This is a genomic window from Vibrio palustris (assembly GCF_024346995.1).
GTDB classification, from domain to species: Bacteria; Pseudomonadota; Gammaproteobacteria; order Enterobacterales; family Vibrionaceae; genus Vibrio; species Vibrio palustris.
The window spans coordinates 25,195-48,441 of record NZ_AP024888.1; the positions used below are offsets into that span (position 1 = coordinate 25,195).

At 40.5% G+C, this 23,247-nt stretch carries 23 protein-coding genes; 13 read left to right on the top strand and 10 right to left on the bottom strand.

The annotated features are described in order from the left end of the window. The first annotated feature begins 489 nt into the window (after positions 1–489). Both OCU30_RS12490 and OCU30_RS12495 read left to right on the top strand, forming a co-directional pair. On the top strand, positions 490–1,440 hold the full coding sequence (locus OCU30_RS12490; RefSeq protein WP_077314712.1) for a M23 family metallopeptidase: 951 nt from the start codon (positions 490–492) through the stop codon (positions 1,438–1,440). Positions 1,441–1,448: 8 nt separating this feature from the next. Then, positions 1,449–1,781: a bactofilin family protein gene (locus OCU30_RS12495; protein WP_235861872.1), complete on the top strand. Its 333-nt coding sequence runs from the start codon at positions 1,449–1,451 to the stop codon at positions 1,779–1,781. A gap of 22 nt (positions 1,782–1,803) precedes the next feature. Here the strand turns inward: OCU30_RS12495 and nagB are convergent, their stop codons facing one another. Continuing rightward, on the bottom strand, positions 1,804–2,604 hold the full coding sequence (nagB, locus tag OCU30_RS12500) for a glucosamine-6-phosphate deaminase (RefSeq protein ID WP_077314710.1): 801 nt from the start codon (positions 2,602–2,604) through the stop codon (positions 1,804–1,806). 222 nt (positions 2,605–2,826) lie between these two features. Between nagB and OCU30_RS12505 the strand changes: the two genes are divergently transcribed. Further along, positions 2,827–3,084: a DUF3081 domain-containing protein gene (locus tag OCU30_RS12505; protein WP_077314709.1), complete on the top strand. Its 258-nt coding sequence runs from the start codon at positions 2,827–2,829 to the stop codon at positions 3,082–3,084. A 75-nt stretch (positions 3,085–3,159) separates the two neighbouring features. Here the strand turns inward: OCU30_RS12505 and OCU30_RS12510 are convergent, their stop codons facing one another. Continuing rightward, complete coding sequence (locus OCU30_RS12510; protein ID WP_077314708.1) at positions 3,160–3,537, bottom strand: MaoP family protein; 378 nt, start codon at positions 3,535–3,537, stop codon at positions 3,160–3,162. Between the two features lie 144 nt (positions 3,538–3,681). Between OCU30_RS12510 and OCU30_RS12515 the strand changes: the two genes are divergently transcribed. After that, complete coding sequence (locus OCU30_RS12515; protein ID WP_077314707.1) at positions 3,682–4,581, top strand: LysR family transcriptional regulator; 900 nt, start codon at positions 3,682–3,684, stop codon at positions 4,579–4,581. 40 nt (positions 4,582–4,621) lie between these two features. Here OCU30_RS12515 and OCU30_RS12520 read toward each other — a convergent pair whose 3' ends face one another. Then, positions 4,622–5,059, bottom strand: coding sequence for a DoxX family protein (locus tag OCU30_RS12520; RefSeq protein ID WP_077314706.1), 438 nt, complete (start codon positions 5,057–5,059; stop codon positions 4,622–4,624). A gap of 334 nt (positions 5,060–5,393) precedes the next feature. Beyond that, a complete protein-coding gene (gene nhaD, locus OCU30_RS12525) occupies positions 5,394–6,830 on the bottom strand; it encodes a sodium:proton antiporter NhaD (protein ID WP_077314705.1) in 1,437 nt (478 codons plus the stop codon). A 298-nt stretch (positions 6,831–7,128) separates the two neighbouring features. On the opposite strand from nhaD, the gene poxB reads away from it, so the two are divergent. The 7 genes from poxB to OCU30_RS12560 all read left to right on the top strand — a co-directional run bounded on the left by poxB (position 7,129) and on the right by OCU30_RS12560 (position 15,361). Next, positions 7,129–8,856, top strand: a complete 1,728-nt coding sequence (gene poxB, locus OCU30_RS12530; RefSeq protein ID WP_077314704.1) for a ubiquinone-dependent pyruvate dehydrogenase — start codon at positions 7,129–7,131, stop codon at positions 8,854–8,856. A gap of 78 nt (positions 8,857–8,934) precedes the next feature. Then, on the top strand, positions 8,935–9,552 hold the full coding sequence (locus OCU30_RS12535; protein WP_077314703.1) for an esterase/lipase family protein: 618 nt from the start codon (positions 8,935–8,937) through the stop codon (positions 9,550–9,552). Between the two features lie 152 nt (positions 9,553–9,704). Then, positions 9,705–11,210, top strand: coding sequence for an EAL domain-containing protein (locus OCU30_RS12540; protein WP_077314702.1), 1,506 nt, complete (start codon positions 9,705–9,707; stop codon positions 11,208–11,210). 118 nt (positions 11,211–11,328) lie between these two features. Continuing rightward, positions 11,329–11,784 (top strand): transcriptional regulator SlyA, encoded by a 456-nt coding sequence (gene slyA / locus OCU30_RS12545; RefSeq protein ID WP_077314701.1) that lies wholly within the window; start codon positions 11,329–11,331, stop codon positions 11,782–11,784. A 28-nt stretch (positions 11,785–11,812) separates the two neighbouring features. Beyond that, on the top strand, positions 11,813–12,874 hold the full coding sequence (locus OCU30_RS12550; RefSeq protein ID WP_077314700.1) for an HlyD family secretion protein: 1,062 nt from the start codon (positions 11,813–11,815) through the stop codon (positions 12,872–12,874). A gap of 12 nt (positions 12,875–12,886) precedes the next feature. Further along, a complete protein-coding gene (locus OCU30_RS12555; protein ID WP_077314699.1) occupies positions 12,887–13,924 on the top strand; it encodes a DUF2955 domain-containing protein in 1,038 nt (345 codons plus the stop codon). Positions 13,925–14,050: 126 nt separating this feature from the next. Then, on the top strand, positions 14,051–15,361 hold the full coding sequence (locus OCU30_RS12560) for an alpha/beta fold hydrolase (protein ID WP_077314698.1): 1,311 nt from the start codon (positions 14,051–14,053) through the stop codon (positions 15,359–15,361). An 87-nt stretch (positions 15,362–15,448) separates the two neighbouring features. On the opposite strand, the gene OCU30_RS12565 is transcribed toward OCU30_RS12560, so the two are convergent. From OCU30_RS12565 to OCU30_RS12585, 5 genes are all read right to left on the bottom strand, one after another. After that, on the bottom strand, positions 15,449–15,769 hold the full coding sequence (locus OCU30_RS12565) for a hypothetical protein (protein WP_077314697.1): 321 nt from the start codon (positions 15,767–15,769) through the stop codon (positions 15,449–15,451). 359 nt (positions 15,770–16,128) lie between these two features. Beyond that, positions 16,129–16,458 (bottom strand): hypothetical protein, encoded by a 330-nt coding sequence (locus OCU30_RS12570; RefSeq protein WP_077314696.1) that lies wholly within the window; start codon positions 16,456–16,458, stop codon positions 16,129–16,131. Between the two features lie 46 nt (positions 16,459–16,504). Beyond that, a complete protein-coding gene (locus OCU30_RS12575) occupies positions 16,505–16,840 on the bottom strand; it encodes a hypothetical protein (protein ID WP_077314695.1) in 336 nt (111 codons plus the stop codon). A gap of 560 nt (positions 16,841–17,400) precedes the next feature. Beyond that, positions 17,401–18,696: a hypothetical protein gene (locus OCU30_RS12580; protein ID WP_077314694.1), complete on the bottom strand. Its 1,296-nt coding sequence runs from the start codon at positions 18,694–18,696 to the stop codon at positions 17,401–17,403. A gap of 151 nt (positions 18,697–18,847) precedes the next feature. Beyond that, entirely contained in the window at positions 18,848–19,564 is a 717-nt protein-coding gene (locus OCU30_RS12585; RefSeq protein ID WP_077314693.1) for an NUDIX hydrolase, read from the bottom strand. 294 nt (positions 19,565–19,858) lie between these two features. On the opposite strand from OCU30_RS12585, the gene pncB reads away from it, so the two are divergent. Then, positions 19,859–21,166, top strand: a complete 1,308-nt coding sequence (pncB, locus tag OCU30_RS12590; protein ID WP_077314692.1) for a nicotinate phosphoribosyltransferase — start codon at positions 19,859–19,861, stop codon at positions 21,164–21,166. A gap of 221 nt (positions 21,167–21,387) precedes the next feature. Then, positions 21,388–22,425 carry an oxidoreductase gene (locus OCU30_RS12595; RefSeq protein WP_077314691.1) on the top strand — a complete coding sequence of 346 codons (1,038 nt, stop codon included), beginning with the start codon at positions 21,388–21,390 and terminating at the stop codon, positions 22,423–22,425. Between the two features lie 69 nt (positions 22,426–22,494). Here OCU30_RS12595 and OCU30_RS12600 read toward each other — a convergent pair whose 3' ends face one another. Beyond that, positions 22,495–23,148: an HAD family hydrolase gene (locus tag OCU30_RS12600; protein ID WP_077314690.1), complete on the bottom strand. Its 654-nt coding sequence runs from the start codon at positions 23,146–23,148 to the stop codon at positions 22,495–22,497. Between the last annotated feature and the right edge of the window lie 99 nt (positions 23,149–23,247).

Below are 23,247 nucleotides of genomic sequence, written 5' to 3' on the forward strand. Positions count from 1 at the left end.
TCAATATTTTTATGTTTTTATGATAATTGGCAATTAAAAATTAATTTTTAATTGCCAATTATCATAATAAGTAAGTGTTTGGTTTTAATTTGGCAATGTTTTTTTATTTTTAAAATAAACTTACTTGTTATAAAAATACTCAAAATCAATAGGTTGTATTTTTAATGCGCTCACTATTAGGATTGTAAAACATGATGAGTGAATTTTATTCGATGATTTTACAGTTATGAGGCAAGTATTAGAATAAAATAGTATTAGACAAAAACGTATTTTAGGCTATGTAAAGCCTTATGTTATCGTGGGAATATTTTTCGAAGAGCAACGAAAATAGGGGGAAGTGTGGAGGTGCCTATAGGTGTAGGAACAAGATTTCTAACGGTTTCATGTACCTCTAATGAGTTATTTATTATAAATACTCTGTCTGTGAGTTTTTTGCTAAGTAGTAAACTGATACTATCGTGAGTAGAGGACAAATGGTTTTGTGAACGAATGAAAGAAAGCTTAGTAATTTCAATATCCACTATCGGTGGAACTCGACATTTTCATGTCGGTAAATGGTATCGTCATTTTTGGAAAGGATTTAGTTATTTTTTTGTTTTTGGGTTGCTCACTTTAGCCGGCGTTATTTACTACTTATCAAGTGAAGTTGATTTTGCCAAACTCAAACAAAAAGAACTAGAGACCGAATCACTGTCTTTAAATGAAGAGGTCACTTCTCTAAAAGCACTGCAAGAAGAATTACAGAATGATGTTCTAGAACGTGAAGAAAAAATGCAGATTGTTTCTGACCGTTTAGGCGATTTAGAAAAAGTACTTGGAGTCGATGATTCCCAGCAAACAGCGCTTGAAGATCGCCTTGATATTGCCGCCATTAATTCTTCAGTGAGAGTTGTGATGTTAAACTCTATTCCTAATGGCCGACCGGTAAAAGTGGGTCGTCTGTCTTCAGAGTATGGGAAACGCGTTCACCCTATTACTGGAAAAGTTAAATTTCATCGTGGACAAGATTTCGCTGTGAAAAAAGGGACGCCGATTTATGCTCCGGCTGATGGGGTTGTCGAGGTGACTCGTCCAAGTCATAAAGGGTCGGGTAATTATATGCGGCTAGAACATGCGTTTGGGTTTACTAGTTCATACTCTCATATGAGTAAATTTAATCTTCGTATGGGAGATTTTGTACAAAAAGGGGATATCATTGGTTATTCAGGTAATACCGGTTTATCTTCTGGACCACATTTACACTATGAAGTGCGGTTTGTTGGTCGCTCACTAAACCCTAAACCATTTGTTGAATGGGGTTTAAATGATTTTGATACCATATTTACGAAAATAGAGGGTATACGATGGGAATCTTTAGTCAACAACGTAGAACAGCGAGTCAGCGCTCAATTACAACTCTCATTGCAAAAGGATGCGCAATCAGTGGACAAATCAAAGTAGAAAATAACATGCAGGTTGATGGTGATATTGATGGCCATACGCATGTGGACAAGAAATTAGTGATAAGTGAAACTGGTTGTGTAAAAGGTGATGTTTATGCTGAGCACTTTATCGTTAACGGCGAATTTGATGGAACATGTTACGCGGATAAGGTGGAAATTTTAGCAAAAGGTGATGTCACGGGCACTATTTATAGTGACGATTTAAGTATAGAGGCTGGTGGGCGATTTAATGGCTCTACTGCTCCTGCTCCAGAAAAGCAAGTAGTTGAACTAAGCGATATTAAAGAAACGAAAACCTCTGCTGAACGCCAAAAAGTTCAGCAGAGTAGTAGCAAATAATTTGACACGCTAAGGGGTTGAATTAGTACCCAGCGATATTCGGTGCTTCAAGTTGCGAGAAATATTTAACCGTTTTTACTTTGAGCTCTTGTGTTGCTGGTTCATCACAAATAATAATCGCTTTATTATGCAATTGCAGAGCTGATACCGTCCACATATGATTAACAGGACCTTCGACAGCCGCTTGTAACGCTAATGCTTTATTATGACCCACAACCAACGTCATGACTTCTTTGGCATCAAGTAAAGTGCCGACACCAATCGTCAAGGCATACTTAGGTACCTGTGCTACGTCCCCACCAAAGAATCGAGAATTAGCGATTCTCGTATCTTCTGTTAGCGTTTTAATGCGCGTTCGAGAAGATAAAGAAGACGCAGGTTCATTAAATGCGATATGCCCATCCGTACCGACTCCACCCATGAACAAATGGATTTTACCGTAAGAGGCAATTTTATCTTCATAACGTTGGCATTCAGCGTCATGGTCGTTGGTCGAGCCATCCAATAAATTAATATTATGTTCTTGGATATCGATATGATCAAAAAAGTGGCTATACATAAATGAGCGATAAGATTCAGGGTGCTCTGCTGGGATACCGACGTATTCATCCATATTGAATGTCACGACATGCTTAAAACTGACTTCTTGGTTTTGATATCGCTTTATCAATGCCTTATACGTCGCAAGCGGTGTGCCTCCTGTTGGTAATCCTAAAACAAAAGGGCGTATTTCACTTGGTGCAAAGGCATTAATACGACGTACAATATGGTCGGCAGCCCATTCGCCAACTTGCTCAGCATTGTGTAAGGGAATCAGTCTCATCAATTTTTCCTCAGTAGTAACAGGATAGCATTTATTTTTTAGTGTAAAATAAGATGCCATTATAAGCGAGTTTTTTGTGATAAAAATTAGATTTAATGAGTTTCTATAAGCGTTTTATGAGTTGTTATTTTTTTTTGTAAAATAAGTGAGATTATTCTGCCCCTTGTTGTCTTATAGGTTGGCCCCCATACTAATACTAAACTCAACTGAGGAGTCGTTCAGATGAAAAACGATATTGAACAAATGAAAATATTACATGTTTACGAGAGTATCATGGAACATGGAACTCCCACGGAGTTTGGTAAAATCTATGAAGGTATCGAAGCGTATTCTGATTATGACGGCTACAGTGTCTATCTAAGAGGGAATGGGGTGGAGCTATCAATTGGCTTTCATAACACTTATAACCTCGATTACCAACAAGAGCATCAGAAGGAAGCATTTCTCAAGAAGATTGATGCGATACTAGCAAAAGAGTAGAAATAGGAAAGACCAAAGCCTTAAATCCATAGAGAGTTTAAGGCTTTTCTTTATTTTGAATTCATTAAGCAGGCTTTAGCTTGCTTCTTGATGAGATAAGATAGCATCATTATCGGCATCAGTATCGACATAATCACTGGCATCATCAGGTTTATTGTGACCATGTAGTGTGTGGAAGCTTTTACGGCCTCTTGCCAATCTTACGTATTTTATCCAAACTTTTTCTAGCTTGGTTTTAGCAAGATCTGGGTTTATTAATACATTGATAAATTGAGCTTCTTCTTGTGTTTCTGCTGTTAATGTTCCCAGTTCTAAGCCAAGCATTGTTTCACCATAAACTGTTAGGATATTCTCCTCAGCTAGGGTAAAGTCTCCGGATTTTGCGAATCCACGAGAGAATTTTTTGTTGTCGTAAAAATGTTTCTTTCCTTGACGAAATGCAGTCTCTAACATATCAACCTCGTTAATGATGCTATTGGTGTGTGCCATTGCTTAAGGCGAAAATTAGGCGTAATTTCGGTAAAAGGAAAACAAAATTTTTTTGTTGTTGTGATTAATTGTGTTAATTAATCGTATTAAATAGCGTTGAGATTGTCTATGGATGTCAAAGTGTTTCGCACTTTCTTAGAACTAGCGAAAGTCCGCCATTTTGGGCGTGCGGCTGAAAATTTGTACTTAACTCAAGCTGCTGTTAGTGCTCGTATTAAACAGCTCGAGAGCTTTTTTGATACGCAATTATTTACCCGTGACCGTAATAATATTAAATTAACTTCTGCTGGTGAACGGTTGATTAGCTATGCTGAAGTGATGGTCAATACCTTGCAGCAGGCAAAGTATGAACTCACATTGGAAGATGCTAAAGCATTACAATTGACATTAAGTGGCACGCCTAATATTTGGGATGGCTATTTGCAGCATTGCTTGAGCATGGTCACCGATGCCTTCGAAGGTTATGGCTTTATGGCCGAAGTGATGCCAAGAGAGCATTTGGTGCGGCAGTTATCTGAACGTACTTTGGATATGGCCTTTGCTTTTGATCCTATCAAAAGTGATGAATTCGAATGTAAGCAAGTAGCAGAAATGCAGTTAGTACTCGTTTCTACCCGACCATTGCCACTCAGTCAGGTTTTTTCTCATCACTATGTTTATGTCGACTGGGGAGCTCGTTTTTCCTCTGAGCATGCGTCGAGACATCCAAATGTACCTGCGCCGTATTTACGAACATCGACGGCTCGTATTGCATTAGATTTTATATTGGAGAAATCAGGCGCGGCTTACTTACCCGTATCAGTAGTCGAGCCATTTTTGGCGACGTCTCAGTTATATGCTGTTGAAGGAGTTGATGATTGGATGAGACCCGTATTTTTGAGCTACCGAAAAAACAGTTCGTCATTAGAGGCAATTACACAGGTTGAAGAATTAGTGAAAAGTATTGATCCGCTGACGGCTTACAGTTTACAGAAAGCAGGTGAATTAACCCAAAAGAGACAAGCTTGATGCTTGTCTCTTTTGCTACTTAGACTAGGCAGAGCTTAGTTTATTTGGTTGCGCTAAGTGTATTATCAAGGGCACATTTACCGCCACCGCTGATTATCAATGAGATGGATGCCGCGAAAAGTGCGAGGGCGTATTCAAAACCACCGTTTGACAAAAATAGTCCATGTTGAATATGAACACTAAAAATAGCAACGAGCATAGTGAACGCGGTCACTGTCGCTGCTGGGCGGGTAAGCAGTCCAAGTAGTACCAATAATCCACCAAAGAACTCACCGCCACCAGCTAGAGCTGCCATGAGCATACCAGGCTCCAATCCCATTGATGCCATGAACTTACCTGTTCCTTCTAACCCGTAACCGCCGAACCAGCCGAAAAGTTTTTGGCTACCATGAGCCATAAAAATGATTCCTACGGGGATACGAAGCGCTAAAGGTGCGAAGTTTTGATGGGTTGCTAATAGTCGTTTTACTAGGCTCATAGTATGTGTTTCCTGATTGATTCATTAGACGCACAATGCGTGTTAGGCGCTTAGTTTATGGGATATGAATTTTATTCGTAATGAGTTAATTCTGATATACTTGTTCAATATTTTCGAACTTGTTTTTTATGGGACATCGTAATTAACAGAAGGATATGAGTGAAAATAAATCAATTATCATTAAAATTTAAAGGTTTATTTGCTTATTTTTTTGTTTAGTCTTTACTTAATAAGAATATTTTAATTTTAATGTTCAATATATTAAAATGACATATAACACTCATTGTCATGCCTTCATTTCAGTCGGGGCGTGGACATAAAGAAGGCGTGTTGTTTAGAAAACGGATTGATTAAGCAACATATGGCAAGCAATACTTGCAAAGTAGCCGAGCAGTATGACTGGCGTCCATTTTAAATGCCCCCCAAAGGTATAACGTCCCTGAGAGGCGCCCATCAATGCGACGCCTGCTGCAGAGCCAATAGATAGCAAACTCCCTCCGACACCTGCGGTTAATGTCACTAATAGCCAATGACCGAGAGGCATTATGGGATCCATAGTGAGCACCGCATACATGACAGGAATATTATCGACAATCGACGATAAGACACCGACCATGATGTTGGCAGAGGTTGGATCCCATTGAGAATACATGATGTTAGAAGCTAGAGATAAGTAGCCGAGTAAGCTTAATCCGCCGACGCACATCACGACGCCATAAAAGAATAAGAGAGTGTCCCATTCAGAGCGCGCAATGCGTTGAAATACATCAAATGGCACGAGTGTGCCCATAGAATCGAGCGTGACTTGGTCTTGTTCTTGTTGTGCTTGGCTTTTACGTTTAGCAACGGCGCGATTAAAGGTGATTCTGAGATAAAAACCGTAAAACTGCAGATAAGCGAGGCCTAACATCATGCCAATGACAGGGGGGAAGCTAAATAAAGAATGAAAAGTGACTGATGTCAGTACCGTTAATAAAAATAAACCGACAATGACTAAGCCGCCTCGCTTAACCTCATAGGTATGATGCTGCGTTATTGGATGTTCGTTGGGAAGGAAAAAAGTCATGATAATTGCAGGTATTAAAAAGTTGATCAATGAGGGAATAAATAACATAAAGAACTGACTAAATTGAACATCGCCAGCTTGCCAAACCATTAATGTGGTGATATCTCCAAATGGACTGAATGCCCCACCAGCATTGGCGGCAACCACAATGTTAATACACGATAAATTAATGAAACGTGGGTTATTACTGCCTAATTTCATGACAACAGCGCACATTAATAGTGCGGTGGTTAAATTATCGGCGATAGGCGAAATAATAAAGGCGAGCCCACCGGTGACCCAAAATAGAGTTCTCAAACGAAAGTGTTTTTTTAACATCCAAGATTGTAAACCATCGAAGACACCACGTTCTTCCATTGCGTTAATGTAGGTCATGGCGACGAGCAGAAACAGTAAGAGCTCTGCATATTCGAGTAGGTTATGTTCGATCGCTTGTTCGACAACGTCTGATTGACCATATTGCGTATATACCCAACCAATCATTCCCCAAATTAATCCAGCTGCGAGTAAAACGGGCTTGGATTTATGTAACTTGAGCTTTTCTTCACACATAACCGCAGCGTAAGCGATTACAAAAATAGCAATAGCAATATATCCATAGAAACTATGAGTAAGCGGTGGGATCGGCGTAGAGTCGGCGGCATAGCAATACTGGGGGAGTAATGCGCCGATAATAATGCTTATTCGATAAGTCTTTAGCGTCATCGATTTAACTCCATTATTTCATATTTACTAGAAATATTAGGAGCTTTCTTTGATGGGTAACCTGAACTAAATCAATTAAAGCGATCTTTTTTGGGTGATTATTTGCCATTCATTGATTGCATTTATGGACTTCAGTAGAAATAGGGCAGAATAAGGAGGGGCAAAACTTTCTGAGTCGTGTGGCTTGAAGGTCGTCTTGTGTAAGCGCAATATACGAGTTTGTTAGGCGACAAAATAAGCAAAGATACGCTTATTCTGTGGTTATATACCTAGAGAAGCAAAAAGTGGAGAGCGATCGATGAGTAATCAAACCATTGCATCTTTTGTGGCAGATACATTGCGCCAAGCAGGAGTTCAACGAATTTGGGGAGTCACAGGAGATTCTTTAAATGGGATCAGTGATAGCTTACGTAAGGTGGATGAAATTGAGTGGTTAGGAACACGTCATGAGGAAGCGGCTGCTTTTGCTGCCGGCGCTGAATCACATATGTCTGGGAAGCTTTCGGTGTGCGCTGGATCGTGTGGGCCTGGCAATATGCATTTGATTAATGGGCTTTATGACTGCCATCGTAATAAGGTTCCTGTACTCGCCATTGCCGCTCATATTCCATCAGCAGAAATTGGCTCTCACTTTTTCCAAGAGACTCACCCACAGGAATTATTTAAGGATTGCAGTGTTTTCTGTGAGTTAGTTTCAAACCCAGAGCAAATGCCGTATATGTTGGAAACTGCGATGCGCCAGGCGATATTACACAATGATGTCGCGGTTTTGGTATTGCCTGGTGATATAGCGCTACAACCAATGCCTGAGGGGGGTGAGCGTCAATGGACAGTACCACGCCCTGCAATTCAGTATCCGCAGCAACCTGATGTACAGCAGCTAGCAGCGCTGCTCAATAAGGGTAAAAAAGTGACTCTTTTGTGTGGGGCCGGTGTAAAAGGGGCTCACGACGACATTGTTGAGCTGGCGAAAGTATTACAAGCGCCTATTGTGCATGCGTTACGCGGCAAAGAATACCTAGAATATGATAACCCTTATGATGTGGGTATGACGGGGTTAATTGGATTTGCTTCTGGTTATTATGCGATGGAAGAAGCGGACACGTTACTGATGGTAGGGACGAGTTTTCCTTATCGAGCATTTTATCCAAGTGAAGCAAAGATTTTACAGATTGATAATAATCCCTCTTCATTCGGGCGTCATACTCAAATAGATTTTGGTGTGATGGGAGATACGCAACCGACCATCCAAGCTTTGATGCCTTTACTGGAGGGTGAGCGCTCTGCTACGCACCTTAATCGTTGCCTCGATAATTATAAAGAGGCACGCCAAACGCTTGACGATAAGGCTACGGGAAATTCAAAGCAAGGTCTTATCCACCCTCAGTATCTTACTCGTTTAATCAGTGAGATGGCTGCGGAAGACGCCATTTTTACTTGTGATGTCGGTACTCCAACAGTATGGGCGGCTCGTTACCTCAAAATGAATGGTCAGCGACGACTCATTGGATCTTTTAGTCATGGTTCAATGGCAAATGCCATGTCTCAAGCGATGGGAGCTCAGGCAATTGATCGGCAACGACAAGTTGTCGCTATGTGCGGTGATGGTGGATTTTCCATGCTGATGGGAGATTTACTGTCCTTGAAACAACTAAACTTACCCATAAAAATCATTGTATTTAATAACCGCTCCCTAGGATTTGTAGCTATGGAGATGAAATCAGCAGGTTATTTATCTGACGACACCGATCTGGATAACCCCAGCTTCGCTAATATTGCCAAAGCATGTGGTCTCAAAGGCATTCATGTGACGGATCCAGAGGAGCTGAGAGATGCACTTCACGACACCTTCAATAGTAATGGGCCGGTGATATTAGAAGTCGATACGGCGAAACAAGAGCTGGCGATGCCGCCTAAAGTACAATTAGAGCAAGCGAAAGGTTTTAGCTTATATATGCTTAAAGCGATCATTAATGGCCAGGGTAATGAAATTATTGAGTTAAGCAAAACCAATTGGTTACGCTAAACTTAGGCGTAATGTATATAGCGTCTCCTTGTGTGGAGGCGCTTTCATAGAAGAGCGATCAGCACTGTCGGAGTTTAAATGAATATTGTGATTTTACATGGGCTATATATGAGCTCGATGGTGATGAAGCCGTTGGGAGAGCGCCTATCTGCATTAGGTCATACCACGCATTTAATGAATTACAGTACGACGAATATCGATGCTGATAAATTGTTCAGAGAAATGGATGATGCTTTACAAGAGACTCACAATGTATTGGTTGGACATAGTCTAGGTGGATTAATGATTCAGCGTTACTTGCTTTCTCGCGATATTAGCGCTGAGCAAGCGTCGCACGTTGTGACTCTCGGCTCTCCAATGCAGGGTGCTTCTATTGTAAAGATTATAGAAAAAATCGGAATGCGCGGCATTCTTGGTAATTCTGTCGATTTTGGTTTAGAGCCTATGGACAATATTTGGGGACTCCCACAAAAGTTAGGTTGCATCGCGGGTAAGATAAAAGTTGGGTTCTTGCCGCTGTTTCATGGCTTAAAAGAAGCATCTGATGGCACGGTTTCCGTTGATGAAACTCGCATTCAAGGTATGCAAGATCATGTAATTACGTCAAATACCCATTTAAGCTTATTATACAGTGATGACGTTGTTTCTTGTATAGACTACTTTATTAATCATGATCATTTTGAACACCCAGAATAAACGACCACTCAGGTAGGTCAGCTGTCCACACTCTAGTAGCGAGAATTAGTGCTCGTTTTGTTTTAGCATAATTCATCCCCTTTTTTGTAGGCTATAATAGGTTAAGAATCTCATGACTTTTCTTAGCTTATCTATATACTTGGAGGCTTTCTTTGGGCAGAGCGTTAAACACTCAATATAAGATAATTATAGGAGTTATTTCATTTATTTTATCGATTAATGCGGTGGGTGGCTTACTTCTTGTTGCTCGCTCTCATTATATGCTCAATCAATACGCTGCCTCTCATTCTCGTGCTATATCATTAGATGTTAATTTACTATTTGAAAATATTCTTACCGACTACTATATCAAATTAGATAATTATCGAGTCACATGTCGAGATTTTTTACCTAGAGCACAGCAATTTGTACTGTCTAACCCCTATATTCGCTCTGTTTCGCTAACGAATCAAGAGTCTATTTATTGCAGTACAATCAGCCAAAATAAAAAAATCCCCTATACACCTAATCACGTTGGGCAGAGGGTGTCGATTGAATATATTAATTCGAGTCCATTAGTAAAAAATTCCGATGTTTTTCTGCTTAGCTTGAAAACATGGAAGGATAGTGTGAAATTCGGAATTAATAGTCTGATTATTCAAGATCTTCTGCACACAGAAATGAATTACTACACGCCAACATTTGTACTAGGTGAGTATCAAGTGTCTCTTTCGGGGATAAAAAAGGTAGGAGATTTAAATCCGGATGGATACTATATATCTAATAATCAGTATCTTAAAGTTTATTATACCATCAGTTCAAATAACTATAACAACTACTTTTTAATTCATTATTCGTATTATTTTATCTTTCTACTGATTCTATCTTTTGTATTAGGATTGATGATTTATGGGTACTTGATGCGGATTGATTGGATAGTCATTGGGCTCAAAGGTGGATTAAAGCGCGATGAATTTGTGCCTTTTTTACAACCTATTTTCCATCAAGATGGTCGACTTGCTGGTTCTGAAGTTCTCGTACGCTGGAAACATCATAAAAAAGGTTTAATTCCGCCGAATGAATTCATCTATAGCGCAGAAAAAAGTGGGCAAATTAATGCCATATTTAATCGCTTAGTGCATAAGCTAGTGCCACCATTGTGTTTGTGCCAACGTCAATTACCTGAAGATTTCCATATTGCATTTAATGTCTGTGCACCGCAATTGATTGATCCCAGTTTGCTGCGTGATTGTTCTTTCGTCCAAGCTCGCTTAAAACATTGTAAGTTAGTCATTGAACTAACCGAGCGTGTGCAAATTCCAGATGATGAAAGATTCTTTGATGAGATTGATAGATTGAAAGCAATGGGTATTAAAGTGGCTTTAGATGATTTTGGTATTGGTCACTCCTCATTGTCGTATCTTAAAAGTATTCAATTTGACGTATTAAAAATTGATAAAAGCTTTATTGATATGATCGATGAAAATTATTCTAACGCCCATATTGTGGCGAATGTTTTAGATCTCGCGCAACGTATCGGCGTGCCCACCGTCGCCGAGGGGATAGAGTCTGATTTTCAAGCTCAGTACTTGAAAGAGCATAATGTTGAATTTTTCCAAGGTTACTATTTTGGACAACCTATGCCTGTTGATGAGTTCATTTCTCAATACTGTCGTTAAATGCTTTCATTGTTTACTCTCTGATCTAAAGGTGAGGTTGTGATTTTGCTCACAACTTATTTACTTAGCATGCTAACCAATTTATACTAATGGTTCACTAAGCTAATAGGGCACACCAATGATTCATGACTCTGATGTTTTTCTCCAACTCTCTCTTGCCGAACAATTACTTAAGGTGTCGCGAGTATGGAAAATGGCGGCAGATAAAGAGTTAGCACCTTTGGGATTGACTCATCCGCGCTGGACCGCATTGTGGAAGATTCGTCGGCTGGGCGATAGTGTGGGACAAAAGCGGTTGGCATGTGCATTAGAAATTGAATTACCTTCTTTAATGAGAACATTAAGTCATCTAGAGGAGCAGTCTTTGATTGTTCGTCATCCGTGTGAACATGATAAACGCAGTCGCTTGGTTTGTTTAACTGACGAAGGCAAACAACTTCTCACAAAAATGGAAGCTCGAATACTACAAGTTCGCAGCGATATATTGGCGGGTATTTCGGCTAAAGAAGTGGAAAAATTATCTCTCCTATTAAATACCATGACTGGTAACGCTCTAAACACGCTTAGTGAATAAGTCAACTTTTCCAACATGAGAGACGGTTATGACCCCTGATCAGAAATTTGCGCGCTGGATTAAAATATCTAGCGCGATATTTGTCGTTATTTTTGCCTATTTTTTAATTGCGGACTTTACAATCCCTTTAACGCCGCAGTCTATGGTTACACGTGTCGTTACTAAAGTATCAACACAAGTGAATGGGCAGATTACTTCAATTAATGTCCACAATAACCAAGTAGTACAGAAAGGTGATGTATTATTCGAGGTGGATCCTCAGCCTTATGAGTTAGCAGTAGAAAAAGCCAAAATTAACTTAGACTTGGTCAAACAGAAAAATGCGCAACTCGACTCTTCGATTATGGCATCTAAAGCAACCGTTAAAGCGCAACGTGTTGTTATGGAGCAAAAACAACGTGAAGCTGACAGGCTAAGTCGTTTATTTAAGCGCAGTGGCACATCTCGTCAGCAATTTGATGATGCGAATAGTGTTGCTATTGCGGCGCAAGCTAACCTACAAGTCGCTCAATCTAACCTTAAAGAGCTACAAGTATCGCGTGGTGCATTAGATGACGATAAAAATGTCAGTATCCTTGCTGCGCGTAATCAGTTAGAACAAGCCCAATTGAATTTAAAATATACCACTGTCGTCGCCGATCATGATGGTGTTGTGACTAACTTACAGCTAGAACCAGGCACTTATGCGACAGTCGGAACACCGTTGATAGCGTTAGTTGCGGACAAAATGGATATAATTGCAGACTTTCGCGAGAAAAGTTTACGTCATTATGCCGTTGGCGATAAAGCCGAAGTATCATTTGATAGTAAACCTGGGCAAATATTCAAAGCGCGGATTGTTTCTATTGACGCAGGTGTAAGCGCTGGACAATTTGATGCTAATGGTCGTCTTGCCACACCAAGCTCTTCCAATCGTTGGGTTCGCGATGCGCAAAGAATGCGAATACATTTAGCGCTTGTTGATAACAATAATATGCACTTCAATACGGGGGCAAAAGCAACCGTGCAGTTAGTTCCGGATAATAGTTTGGTGGCGTTGTTAGCTAGAGCACAAATCCGCTTTATTAGTGTTCTTCACTATATCTATTAATTGGGTGATGTGATGAAGCTATGGGATCACTCAATGTCTGAAAATGATTTCAGGCAGTGTTTAAGAATCGCCACTGGAGCCAGCCTAGGTTTTACCTTTTGCAAAGTGTTTGGGTGGAGTAACGGCGTCTTTTTTACTGTCACCCCAGTACTGTTATTAGGTATGTTGCCAACGATGACGATGCATGCTGCGAGACAAATGGTGGCGTCTGCTGTGGTATGTGCGCTCGAAGTCGGGTTGATTGCAGGTTTTTTTGGTAGTCATCCTGGTATGATGACCATACTGGCGTTCTTAATGTTTTTGTTTAACTTTGCCTGTATGTCTCGAGGTAAGTTGTTCCTGTTTGGCGCAAATAGCGTTCTAAGCTTAAGTGTTATGTTACACTTTGCTAGTTTTCAAACGACAGATATAAACGGTTTTATCATCAGTTTAATTGTGGCCAATATTACCTCGGTCATGATTGCCTTTTTGATGATGTGGTTGATCCCGGATGTCGAGGTTAGAAATCCGCCTCCTCCTCCAGGTGTTGCTAAAAAATCCCATCGTATGCGTCATGAAGCGCTACTTGGCGCAACCATTGCGACTCTGTCTTTTTTAGTGTTCCAAACAATGGATTTAAAAGACTCGATGTCAGCGCAGGCAACGACCATTTTGCTGATGTTTCCTATGCATTGGAATGGTGCAATGGGGTATGCCCGTAAGCGTGCTATGGGAACAATTATGGGCGTCACATTTGGTATTTTGGTTCAAGTAATTCTTTATGATTGGTCTGATATGCTGATCTTTGTCGTGCCTTTACTCTGGATTGGCGCGATGATTTTTGGATTTATGCATGTCAAAGAATCGAGTGGTTCTGGCGCTGGATTTGGTGGATTGACCACGTTAGGAATTCTCTTTGGTCAATATTTAACACCAGGTGGTGATTTGATATTTAGCGCGTTATATCGCGTTAGCAGTATTTTAGGCGCTATTGTGATTACGTTGTTACTGACCTACGTGGTTCATGTGATATTAAATCGGTTTGAAGCGACCCGCTTTACTAACGAGTAATCATAAAAAGGTCTTCCATGAAGGCCTTTTTTATTATGTATTTCATCATGTCTTGAGCTTAACCCAGTATATGATAACTTAAGTGTTTTGATTTGATGTGGCTCTTGCCAAGGAAGTACAAAACCAATGACTACTGACAGCTTTGTAAATGATGGAATTCGCTATACAGGCTACTATTTCTCTCTCCCATTAGATTATCAAGCCCCTAAGCACGGCACTGTGCAAGTATTCGCTAGAGCAGTAGAATTTGCAGCAGAGACGGAATCGAATAAACCGTGGTTGGTATTTTTTCAAGGCGGGCCAGGTTTTCCATCGCCTCGCATGGATGCCAACCAAGGTTGGATGAAACGTGCATTACAACAATTTCGTATTTTACTTCTTGACCAGCGCGGTACTGGCCTCAGTACACCGATTACTCATGAAACGTTGAGCCCATTGACAAGTGAGCAGCAGGCAACGTATCTAAGCCATTTTCGAGCTGACAATATTGTACGCGACGCAGAGTCCATTCGTCAGCAGTGGGGCGTTAAACAGTGGGCAATATTAGGGCAAAGCTTTGGGGGCTTTTGTTCATTAACGTATTTATCGATGTTCCCTGATTCTTTGTTACGTAGCTATATCACTGGTGGCGTTCCCTCTATATATCGTGATGCTGATGATGTCTATCGAGCAACTTATAAGAACACTCAACGTAAAAACCAAGCCTTCTTTCAACGCTTTCCACAAGCTCAACGTCTGTGCCAGAAAATTGCTGATCATTTGTTATCGAATGCAGTTTATTTACCTAATGGGCAACGCTTTACCGTTGAGCAGTTTCAACAGATTGGCATATGTTTTGGGGTAAGTGACAGCTTTTTACCTACGTACTATATGTTAGAAAGTGCCTTTGTTACTATCGATGAACAACCCGTATTGAGCTACGCATTTCTCAACCACATGCTGATGGCACAAGCTTATCAACCGAATCCAATTTACGCGATTTTGCATGAATCTATTTATTGCCAGCATACTGCTTCACGTTGGTCTGCTCATCGTATACGCGATGAATACCCACAATTCCATTATCAGCCTGGGCAGCAATTTTTGTTTACAGGGGAAATGGTGTATCCGTGGATGTTTGAACAATACGCATGTTTACAGCCTTTGCAGAAAGCGGCTGAGCAATTAGCTAAAAAGACTGACTGGCCAAGTCTATATTCAGAAGAAGTACTGAAACGTAATCGCGTTCCTGTAAGTTGTGCTGTCTATGCCGATGATATGTTCGTCGATATGGAGTTAACCAAAGAGACTCTTGATGTGATGGCGAATGCAAAAGCGTGGATAACTAATGAGTATGAACATAATGGATTGAGAGCGGATGGTGAAAGAGTATTAGAGACTCTGATTAACCTCGGGGAGCAAACTGCAGCCGAGTTAGGTCAAACGTTACTGAAATAGCGTCTAACTAATCCGGCTTAACGTATGGTTAAGCCGGTTGAAATACCACTAAATAAAGTGAGAAAACTTGTATTATTTATTAAATATTTACTCGTTATATCCTAAAAAAATGTTACTTTTAACTTCTTCGCCATTTTCATCTTTCACAATAAAAGTTACAGTTTTTGATGTACTGTCGTTATTGTAGATAGTGACAGAACCATCCTGCCCCGTTTTGTTTTCTTTAACCATTAAGCCTTTGACTGAAAAAGGATAATCTTTAAGTGGTTTTCCACCTTCAGTCACTGTGATATTTGCTTGATTAGCATGAGATGTTACATCGATGGAGATATCTGACGCTTGTGCTGCAGATGCAGTAGCACTAATAAATAAAGCTGCGGTCGTTAGAACTGTTAAAATAAATTTCATGATATTGATTCCTATTAAGTTCGATGATTTCTAAGTATAGATAAATATTAGTAGATCTGTCTTCTTTTATCGAGTTTATTATTTAAATGAGATCAACAAATAATTTGAATGAGTGTTATAAAAAATAGCGGATCTTAATTATCGTAACTAATTTTGTGCCGATTTTTACTGCTAGCGTGTATAAAGAAATACTGGTTTACTCGTTATGAGTATTGAGGAAGATGTTTTTGTGTATTTTTATAAAATGGTCGAGAAAAATTTATTTTTAAATAAAAATGGCTTAACAGTAAGTTAAGCCATTTACATATCTACAGCGGAATCCATTTCCATAATCACAGTCCTTAAATGTCGATTCCGGCTTAGCTTTCACGCGCTATAAAGCGTTGCTTGACTATAGTTTTTCCATGAGTATCTTCAACAATAAATGACACTCTTTCTGGCTGACTCGTGCGATTCTGTATCGTAAAAGAGCCTTGATCAGATGTGACTTTATTCATTGTATTGTTGATGCCTTTAACTTTTACAGGATAGCCTTTGGCTGGATCTCCATTCTTCGTTAAGGTTACGGTTGCTCTGTTTGCAACAGTAGTAATATTTAATTTCATATTGTCACTGTCTGTGTTTGCAGCTGATGCGGCAGCGGATGCCGTTAATAGCGTAGCCGCAAGTATTGCTGTTAGTTTTTTCATGTTTCCTCCAAATTCTGCAATTACTAGTGATTTATGGTTTATGAGTCTAGCTCTGACGACCGATAAAACGTTGTGTAGTCAATTTTTCACCATTTTTACCTTCGACTACAATCGTCATTGTCTGAGAATGACTGCTGCGGTTATGAAATGTCAACGAGCCATCATCTGAGGTTTGTAGGTGATTGGTACGTAAACTCTTCACTGTCACAGGATAGTTTTTCAACGGTTGACCCGATTCGGTTAGCTGGATAGTTGCCTCGTTAGCGTGAGACGACACTTTCATTGATATATCTGATGCATTAACTTCTGAGGTATTGGCTGCTGAAGCCGTAAAGCTCATTGATAGTGCGGCAGCTGCGATAGCGGTAGCGATATATTTCATATGTTTTTCCTCATTATTGCTAAATCGTTATGTTGTTAACTTGGAAACAATAATAAACCTTGTTTTATGTGAACTCGATCATGTTTTTTAAATCAAAATCATCAAAAAAATTGAAGGATAAGATATTCAACGGCTTCTGATGTTGTTTAGGTCGAGTACATTTACACAAAATGTCACATGTTTTAACCATATTATTGCAACGTATTCTGGTGATCACGACACGACGTGACCAAGTCGTTATCCCTAACTAGGTCGGTGTTGTTACTCCATTACTCCCTGTGCGAATACGACGTTTAATATCGATCACCAAGCTATTGGCGAAAACTATATCACTGTGATGCTTATCACGTTTGAAAAATCATATAAATTCATATTTTTATATCTTTATATTTATTTAATATTAATAATCATGTGGTTATATAAATAATATAGTCGATAGTAGAAGAGTGATTTGATAACTTTAGATTTTATGATTGAGTCGTATATTCAATTTGGCATGAGTGATAGTCACTAAGATACGAAACTTGCGTGGTATGAAGCTAGGTAGTTAGGCGAGTAAACTAAGCGTTAAGGTGGGCGTAAACCGATAGCGTCATGACACAGACGCCATACATGAATAAAACATAACGCCAATTATGTTTAAACAATTCGTAACTAGAAATGTGGTAGCGGGATTGAATACTGAGTTGAACGCCAGAAAACGGGGATAGCGTAATACCGAGCGACCAGCCCATGAGCAATGTGAGCCCTAGTAAGTTAGGATCGGTGACTGATGGGGCAAGAATACTACCTGCAATGACGACACTCGTGACAGGATGCATACCAGTGACGGCCAGAATAATCAGTATCAAGAGAGTGATGACTGCTGCCATCGCACCAAAATGCTGTGGAGCTAGTTTTAAATCTAAAGAGGATAACAAAGTGGCAACGCCTGCGGCTAGCATAGCGGCAGAGGCAAATAACGTCACTTCACCAGCAGAGCGAGCTATCCCTGAATGAATATGATCTTTGGTGATAGTTATCGCCTGTCTGCCTTCGTTTAATGCCAGCCAAAGACCAATAAAAACGAGAGATGTCAGCGAGACTAACGATAATACACTAATGTTTGGCCAAATAAGGTGAGCAACAATGACAATGGTTGCAAGCAGGGCAGGCATCCACAGAGAATAAATATTAATAGGGTAACCTGCTAATTTATCAACATTGGGTTGCCGGACTATATCCCACGCACTGAGAAACAACGCAGCAATGCTGGTTGGAATTCCATACATTATTAGGGTACTTAATTGTGCGCCAGGTGCATTAGTCAGCGCCATCCCCATCGCAGCAAAGAAGGGCGACCAGAATGCACAAATGGCAAAACCACGTAATAATGTGACTCCTTGAGTCACCGTAACTGGGCCGCGATGAGCTAATTTGTCACCCACAATCAGAACTGATGACATATTGAGTACAGAGCCGAACAAATGAACACCGACTAAGGTTTTTATTAGTGAGCGCTTACCAATTGGTAAAGGCTTTTCTGTCATTGTTGGCTCGGTTGCAAATAACTTTAAAAACCCTACACCGACTAACATGGTAACGACCATTTGATTGGCGGCTATCGCGCGCAATACGTACTCAGTATTAAGCTGATGGAAGCTGCCATATACAAGGCCGATAATGCCAAGAGACAACAGTAAAATGACTTGTTTTTTTTGTGAAGATTTGAGATGAGGAAAGAAGAGAAACGTTGCGAGCCAGATGGGAATGCCGGCCCAATAGCTGTCGAATAAGTGACCTATTGCAGACAATAAAGACATTGCCAAACTCAATAATAATAGGTATCCACTAAACGTCGCGGTCAGCCGTTTCATAATTGTCCATGATTCGAATCAGTGAGAAACAGAGTAAACAAGGAGCGCTTGCTTGCAACTATTCATACCATCTTTCCTTGTTAGTGTAACCGAATAAAAACGATGCAAGCAAGATGAGCGTGTACGCAAACGACGCATCGAATTAAGGTGGTTAACCACGCAAGCAGGTCTGGAAGTAAGTCACTTGATTTTTTGCTAACCGATAGACATTAGCCGGTTTTCCTCCGCGGCCTTTACTCGAAGAGGCCAATTTATTGGCACTGACAATAACGCCTGTTTCGATTAAACGGCGTTTAACTGTCATTCGACTCACCTCAACGCCAAATTTTGCGTATGCATCGATGATATCTGCAACCAAAAATTCTTTTTCTAATGAAAACAAAACGACCGAGGTATATTCCACAGCTGCACGTAGTTTGCTCCACGCATGTTTTATTTGTGAAGTGTGGTCAAATGCTAGACTCATACTCCCTTGCATAAGATCGGTCAGCGCAAACCAATCAGCGCGTTCTGCGTCCATACCAGACTCTTCAATTTGCTTAACATTAGATGGATTCAATAACGCATAGTGAGAAATACTAATACTCCAACCATCAGGATCGCGCTTAGGGTTACCATTGACAATCGGGTCACTGATAAAATTAGGAAACGTATGTACTTTTTGACGACAAATTCTCCTGCGTGCGGATTCAAAATCGTCGTCTGCGGGCTCTCCGCCTGAATTTGACCAGTCCTCATCATAGACTAAGCCCCCAGGAATAGCCCACTTTCCACAATCGGGACGGTTAGGATTTTGGCGTTTTACGAGTAGTACTTTTATTCCTTGTGAAGTAAGACGTAAACAGACTAAATCAATCGAGACAATCATAGAGTATTCCTAATTAATGATGGGCTCATTCTAGGCAAGCTGTTCATTATGGTCAATTGTAAATAACAGATTGTGACAAACTAAATTTATCTTACTGTTTATAAAGTAATTGCTTAAAGAATGGTTTGAAAGTGTTGTGAAGCTTGGAGGCGAGTGTAGGAGATATCCGTAAATAAGTTAGGAAATTGGTTTGTCACATAAGTTGACAAACTAATAAACATCTTTTATTGTCCCCTTAAAGTTAGCAACATAATGTTACTAACGAGACTTTACCTGTTATGAAGGAAGGCATTTATGAACTCTGGCCTGTTTTCCCCAACAATTATTCGCAGTTTGCTAGATTTAGATGCATATAAGATCAGCATGATGCAGGCGATACATTCATTGTATCCTGATGTCCAAGTTCGCTATGAGCTGATTGTTCGTAGCGATGAAGACATATCTGAATTGTTAGATGAAATCCGCCACGAAATTTCGCAGCTTGGCTCTTTGCGTTTCTCTGACGCTGATATGGTGTACTTGGGGGAAAGTTCACCTCACTTAACCTCTGCCTTTCTTCAATCTCTGCGGTATTTCCATTTTCAACCTGAGCGCCAAGTGCATTTAGGCGTGATTAAGCATGACGGTAAAAAACAACTGCGTATTGGTATTGAAGGCACATGGCGTGACACCATTCTTTATGAAACTATTATTATGTCGATTGTGTCAGAAGTACGCAGTCGCTTATGTTGGAATGATGTGCCAGAATCGTTACCTCAAACGGTTCTACGCCAGAACGTGGCGCACTTAAAAGCAGAAATCGCTCGTCGTGGTATTACTAATTTTACCCTTACGGAAATGGGGACTCGCCGTCGTTTTTCAGGACAAATCCAGCGCGATGTTATTGCTTACTTACACGAAACCATGCCAGAACTGTTGCTCGGCACTAGCAACTATCATTTTGCGCGTGAATTTGGTTTGCGTCCTATTGGTACCATCGCCCATGAATGGTTTATGGGGCACCAAGCCCTGGTTAATACCAAGGACTCACAGCGTGTGGCACTAGAGCAATGGTTGAAAGTATTTGGTGGTAAATTGTCTATCGCCCCGACGGATACACTAACCTTAGATGCCTTTCAGACTGACTTTAATCATCATCTTGCTAAAGCTTATGATGGTATTCGCCATGATTCAGGTAACCCTTACGTTTGGGGTGACCGAATGATTGAGCATTATCAAGCAATGGGCGTCGATCCAAAAGAAAAAGTATTTATTTTCTCTGATGGGTTAGATTTTGATGAAGCGCTGGATATTTGTGAGTATTTTGAAGGTCGTATTCAAGTCTCATTCGGAATTGGAACGTTTTTGACCAATAATCTATCGGGTTGGCAAAATGAGCAGGGTATTGAATATAAGCCCCTTTCTATTGTCATTAAACTTACCGAGTGTAATGGTCTTCCGGTGGCAAAAATCAGTGATGAACCTGAAAAAGCGATGTGTGAAGATCCGATTTTTTTAGCGAACTTAAAGCGACGTTTTGATATTGATATTGATATTGAGGCATTGATTTCTGAATTAAAGCGTATAAAAAAAAGTAAGCGCCAATATATCGCTGCCGCGTAAATTAAGATAGACCTCATAAATGACCGTTATTAGCCTTGATCTTCTTGATTAAGGCTTTTTTCGTTTTGTACTTACAAAGTCTTAATTATCATTCTCTATGTTGTCCATTTAAGTGAGCTCACAGAATCCGAGACCTTCTCTTGCTGATGAGAGGAGGAAAGTCATAATAGGTATACCGTTGATACTGCATTGAGTATCATTGTATTTTAAGGAATGATTTGATGTCGAGTATCCCTATTAAAGTTGCCATTGTGGGTTATGGCTATTCAGCAAAAACCTTTCACTTGCCTTTTATTTTGTCTCTTTCTCAGTTTGAATGGGTCGCAGTCAGCTCAAGCCAATCGGCATATCTGAATCAGCATTATCCTAAAGTGGAATGTTACTCCGACCCTTACGAGATGTTAGCGCAAACAGAAGCTGAATTAGTCATTATTACCTCTCCCAATAATGTGCACTTTGCGTTAGCAAAAGCCGCTTTAGAGAATGGTAAGCATGTTATTTTAGAGAAGCCCTTTGTCACAAAGAGCACAGAAGGCGAGGCTCTTATAGAAATCGCAGAGCAAGTAGGGTGCTTGTTAAGTGTCTTTCAAAATCGTCGTTGGGATGGTGACTTTATGACGCTAAGGGACGTGATCGCCACAGGGCAACTGGGCGAGGTTAAATATTTTGAATCACACTTTGATCGTTATCGACCCGAAGTACGCCAGCGCTGGCGTGAATTGGCTCAAGATGGTGGTGGCATATTATTTGATTTAGGGCCTCATTTACTCGATCAAGCTCTGTGCTTATTTGGCATGCCAAACGCGGTAACAGCCCAGTGCCGAATCATGAGACCAAACGCAACGACTATCGATTACGTCAATATCGTTCTCGATTATAAAGAGACAATAGTGAACTTACATGCCAACCTCTATAGCCCGGAGCCTAATATACGTTTTAACGTATTGGGAACCAAAGCAAAATACGTAAAATATGGTCTAGACGATCAAGAACGCCATTTAAAAGCAGGTGTGATACCACTCAGTGAGCACTGGTATAGTAGCTTAGTTGAGCAAGCTGGAATCGTATATCAAGAGGGAGAGAAGCCTTACGAGGTTATAGGTCAGCAAGGAACCTACCAAGCTTACTTTGAGCAAGTCGCGGCTGCGATCCATGGAGACCGAGCCATACCGGTGCCTGCGCATGAGGCATTAGAATCTATCCGCCTGATTGAAGCAGCATTGGAAAGTAGCCAGTTGGGGCAACGAATTACACTGTAAATTATCGGTAGCATACCGAATAAAAGAAGCTTTCATGCTTCTTTTATTCGGGTACGACAGCCGACTCGTTTATTGTGTTTTCAGATGGCGTAAAACATCATGTAGGCTCGGCAGTATTGTGTGTCCCAACTGTTTTACGTCGTTACTTGGTTCAACAAGATCGGGAATTTGATAAGTTTGCATATGCGCGGCAATAGCGGAGCGGACACCGTTATTAGAATCTTCAAAAGCTAGGCAGTCTTTAGGGTGTTGGTTCAGCCTTTGCGCAGCGAGGAGGTAAATTTCTGGATCTGGTTTGCCATTAGTTACTTCACAGCCAGTTGCATAGCAATCGAAAAAGCGATCTAATCCAGATAAGCGTAGTTTAATCTCGGCAATATCACGTTGGGTGGACGTTGCTACCGCAATGGGAACATTCTGTTCATTAAGCCAAGTTAAAAGTTCGACCACCCCTTCTTTGACGGGAATCGCTTGTTGTGTCACAACTGCGTTATAACGCGAGCGCCAAGCATCATGAAGCATTGGATAATCAAGTGTATTACCATAACCAGCTTTCAAAGCCTCTTCTATCCCTGCGGCATTACGTCCAATAATACCTAAATATACGTCCTTCAAAAACGGGATATTGACGGCCTGACAGGCTTGTTCAAAAATGGACATACATACGCGTTCGGTATCGAGTAGCAATCCATCCATATCAAATATAGCGGCTTTAAAATTCATAAATACCATTAAAAACTATTGGAATGAAAGGCTATTGAAGCACAATCTCTCAATTGGGAACAAGGTTTATCGGTAACAAAAAGCCCTAACTATGATTCG